This window comes from Flavobacterium sp. (assembly GCF_046317795.1).
GTDB lineage: Bacteria > Bacteroidota > Bacteroidia > Flavobacteriales > Flavobacteriaceae > Flavobacterium.
Genome location: NZ_JBKCVI010000182.1, coordinates 1 through 3,869, shown reverse-complemented (window position 1 = coordinate 3,869; position 3,869 = coordinate 1). Strand labels below are relative to the sequence as shown.

4 protein-coding genes are annotated in these 3,869 nt (G+C 31.9%); all 4 read right to left on the bottom strand.

Going from position 1 to position 3,869, the window contains the following annotated elements; all coding sequences use genetic code 11:
- Positions 1-227: DegT/DnrJ/EryC1/StrS family aminotransferase (locus ACK5ON_RS10805; protein ID WP_409822323.1), on the bottom strand; the 227-nt coding region annotated here is incomplete at its 3' end.
- A 6-nt stretch (positions 228-233) separates the two neighbouring features.
- The gene (locus ACK5ON_RS10800; protein ID WP_409822321.1) at positions 234-1,241 is read right to left on the bottom strand and encodes a RimK family alpha-L-glutamate ligase; all 1,008 of its coding nucleotides are present in this window, start codon (positions 1,239-1,241) and stop codon (positions 234-236) included.
- 41 nt (positions 1,242-1,282) lie between these two features.
- Complete coding sequence (gene asnB / locus ACK5ON_RS10795; RefSeq protein ID WP_409822319.1) at positions 1,283-3,175, bottom strand: asparagine synthase (glutamine-hydrolyzing); 1,893 nt, start codon at positions 3,173-3,175, stop codon at positions 1,283-1,285.
- A 1-nt stretch (position 3,176) separates the two neighbouring features.
- On the bottom strand, positions 3,177-3,869 hold a 693-nt coding region (locus tag ACK5ON_RS10790; RefSeq protein ID WP_409822317.1), incomplete at its 5' end, for a CapA family protein.

The following is a 3,869-nucleotide window of genomic DNA, read 5'->3' as shown; positions in this document are numbered from 1 at the left end:
GTTAAAATCTCTCCATTGTTTCCTAAAAACTTTAAATCAATTTGTAAAGGAATAGACCCATTATTCATTATAATAAAGTTAATAACTATGAGGTATTCTATTAAATTTTTTTCTAACTCTAATACTAATTCTCCCCTATTTGTTAACCATTGATTATTCCAAACTCTTTCGAGTTGAAGCTGGTATTCATTTAATGGCGGAAAGAAAGTTTTTGTTACATTTATCATAAATATTTACTTTTTATTCATCATTTCTATCATCCAACCGTATGGATTAAATTTTCCTTCATACCAAATAAGTTGTTCATCCCAATATCCCACGCAATCATTATATCCTCCACTGTCGAAACCGTAACTAATTTCTATCAAGAGTGGTTTTTTAGTTGAATCATAAACAAAATCATAAGCAATACATTGTGCATTCAACTTTTTATGAATTTCAAATGCTGTTTTGACAAAAATAATATCAATATGTTCTTTTTCATAAAGAATAAAACCACTACCAGAAGCTCTAAAATCATTTTTTCTATTCATTCGTTTGATTCCGAAAGCTTTTCCGTCTATTACAATAATTCTCGTATCTGAGTCGTTGTTTGGAATAAATTCTTGAAAATATAAATAATTAATTTCTTTACCCATAACTTGGGCATAACGAGGTGGTTTTACCAATCGAACTATTCCTTTGATTACCTCCTTAAAATCAACTTTACCTAACCGCCATTTTCGATAACGCTCTTTCAAACTTCCCCAGCCATAATAGGCAGGAAAACCATTCCCAAAAGCTTTTCTAACCAATCTTTGGGTTTGCGATTTTGATGAAACTAATTGGACATTTTGGGAACCTGCACCGCCTCGAAGTTTAAACACCTTAGGAAAACTAGCAGTATTTATCCACTCTAAAGCAGATTTTCTATCATAAAAAACCCACGTCTTCACTAATTCTACTTGTAATGCTTCCAATAAATATTTTTGACCAACTTTGTCATCAAAATGCCATGACGTATTAAAATTAGGAAAGACTGGTAATCCACTTTGTTCTAATGAAAATAGTAATTGTTTTGCCATGACTATATCTTTTGATCCAGATTGAAAAAAATGAAATAGTAATGATGAACAACCTTGCAACTGTTCAATAATTGTGTTATCATAACAATCGACTAATTTATAGGGAATATTATTTTCAATACAATAATTTACCCATAATGGATGGAATCCTATATTTAATTTATGTATTGCTATCATTTGATATAAAAATTATTAAAACAATTAACCCAAAAAATCTTTCAACTCAAATATTGTTTAGCCCAAATTTCAAATCCAAGAAGTAACCAAATTGCATCCAATTGTTCTGGTGTAGCCGATTTTATATTATTTACCCAAACCGATAATTCTTTCAATTCAAACAAACCCCTTTTTTGTAAACTAGGTTCAATTTCTTGGTGCCATTTATCCTGAAAAGTTTTTGTTGACATAAATTCTCGTAGTGGAATTCCAAAACCCATTTTATCTCTATAGGCAAATGATTCGCTAAATTTATCAGCACAAATATCTTTCAATATTTTTTTCCCTTCCAATGTATTATTATGTCGAGCTACAAGCACATCTCCTGATATAGAAAAAGAGGTAGCAATCATTTCATTGTCTAAAAATGGTACTCTATTTTCTATAGAATGTGCCATGGACATTTTATCTTGACGCATTAACAAATCGGGTAAATAGGTTAGTAATTCATATTTTCGTTGGCGAAGATTTATATCACCTTTTAACCTTCCTAAAGTATTAGTTCTATCCTCAATGGCATTAGAAAATTTAAAATTAGGATATAAAGCTTTGGCAGTAGTGACGCTTCCATAAGCCGTTTCCATTATCATACGCTTCTCTGCATTCAAAGAATAACTTAAATAATCAACTAGCTGCTTTCTATTGCGTTTCAACCCTCCAAAGAAAGACTTAGTAAAAATTCTGTTCTCTTTTGCCCTAATAAAGCGACTATAACCTGCCAGAGACTCATCGGCTCCTTCACCACTTAATAATACGGTAACATGCTTCTTAGCATGTTCACTAAGCAGATAAATACCAATTGTATTGGGATGATTTAAAGGTTGTTCAAAATGCCAAATCGCTTTTTCTAAAACATCAAAGTAATATTGGGCATCCATTTCATATTTATGTGCTTTAAGTGACAGTTTTTCGGCTACATAATCTATATACTTTTCTTCAGAAAATTTTGGATCTTTGAAAGTAATGGATATCGTTTCCAAATTTCCTTTTATTACATTTTCAGCGGCAAAATAGGTAACCAAAGAAGAATCGACACCACCCGAAAGTTGACAACCTAATTTAACATCACTCATCATTTGAGAGGAAACACTTTTTCTTAATGCATTTTCTAATTCATATTTGGCTGAAGTATTTGGAATTGTATTTGTACTTTCATTATCTACCTCGTAGTATGAATGGATACATATTTTTCCCTTTTTAATGCTCAAATAAGTGCCGGGCGTACAATTGGTAATATTCTTAAAAAGTGTATTGTTTATTACATTTCTAAACAGTAGAAATTCATCAATTCGGCTAAAATCAGGTTGAAAATTAAAATTTGGTAATGGCTTGAAACTTTTCATTTCAGAGGCAAAAGCAATTCTATTTTCTTCTTGTAGAATATACAAAGGTTTAATGCCAAATCGATCCCGTGCAAGAAATAAGGTGTCTAACTCAAAATCATAAATAGCCAAAGCAAACATGCCATTGAGCATAGTAATCATTTTATCCATACCAAACTCCATATACAAATGCAATACAATCTCAGTATCAGAAGTGCTTTTAAACGAATGTCCTTTTTGGATTAAATCATCTTTGAAATCAAAGGCATTATATACCTCACCATTCATCATCAATATAATGTTGCCGTCTGGACTAAGCATCGGTTGGTGACCATTGGGTGATAAATCCAGAATGCTCAATCGATTAAATCCAAAAAGTAAATCTTTTCCAGTATTAAAATCAGAATCAGTTGTAACACTAATTTCCTCAAAGTTTTTCTCTATGGTGTTTATTCCAATAATACCCGAGTCGTTTGGACCTCGATGCTTTTGTATCGCAATCATTTGACGAATAGCGTTGTTATTAGTTTCTAAAACTGAATTCAGATTATAATATCCTGTAAATCCGCACATACTATTTTGTTGGGTTTATAGAATTTAGTAATATATCTCGATGTGCTTCACATCGAATTAGATTGGTATATAAAAGTTTCTTTTTGGTTGATATAATAGGTGGTAAAAATCCCCTTTTGTACAAAGCTGAAAAATATTTTCCACGGTAGGGTTGTATCCAAGTGTTCATTAAAGGTTTCCACGTTTCAACATAATCATGAAACTTTTTTTCTAATAAAACGTCATCTTGCATGATTGCATTTAATTCATGCACTTTAATTTCGGTTGTTTCTTTTTCGACTTCTGACAATAAAAACAAACCTAGCTTGGCATTGTTTTGGGTAAAGAATTCAATATCGAACGTAATGAGTTTATTTTTTTCAAAATGTAAACGCACCATCATACCTTTGTTCCAAGGTAAATTTTGCAATCTATCCCAATCAAAACAAAAGTTCCCTAAACTGTAAAAAATGGGTGCTTCTTTATAGGTTTCATAACCCGAACTAATGTGAGTGTGATGCCCAATAACAGCATTAGCGCCGGCATCTACAAAAAACCGATACCATTTTTTCATTCTTGGACTGGGCAATTCATAGTGCTCGTGTCCACCATGAGCAATGACAATGACAAAATCTACTTCCTTTTTGGCCTCTTGAATTTTATTGAAAACAATCACCAAATCCATCGGGTGACAACCAGGTTCAGCGCCAAAGGT

Excerpts from the sequence above, each read along its gene's own strand:
- ACK5ON_RS10800 (WP_409822321.1), bottom strand. The coding sequence starts at position 1,241 with ATGATAGCAATACATAAATTAAATATAGGATTCCATCCATTATGGGTA.
- asnB (WP_409822319.1), bottom strand. The coding sequence starts at position 3,175 with ATGTGCGGATTTACAGGATATTATAATCTGAATTCAGTTTTAGAAACT.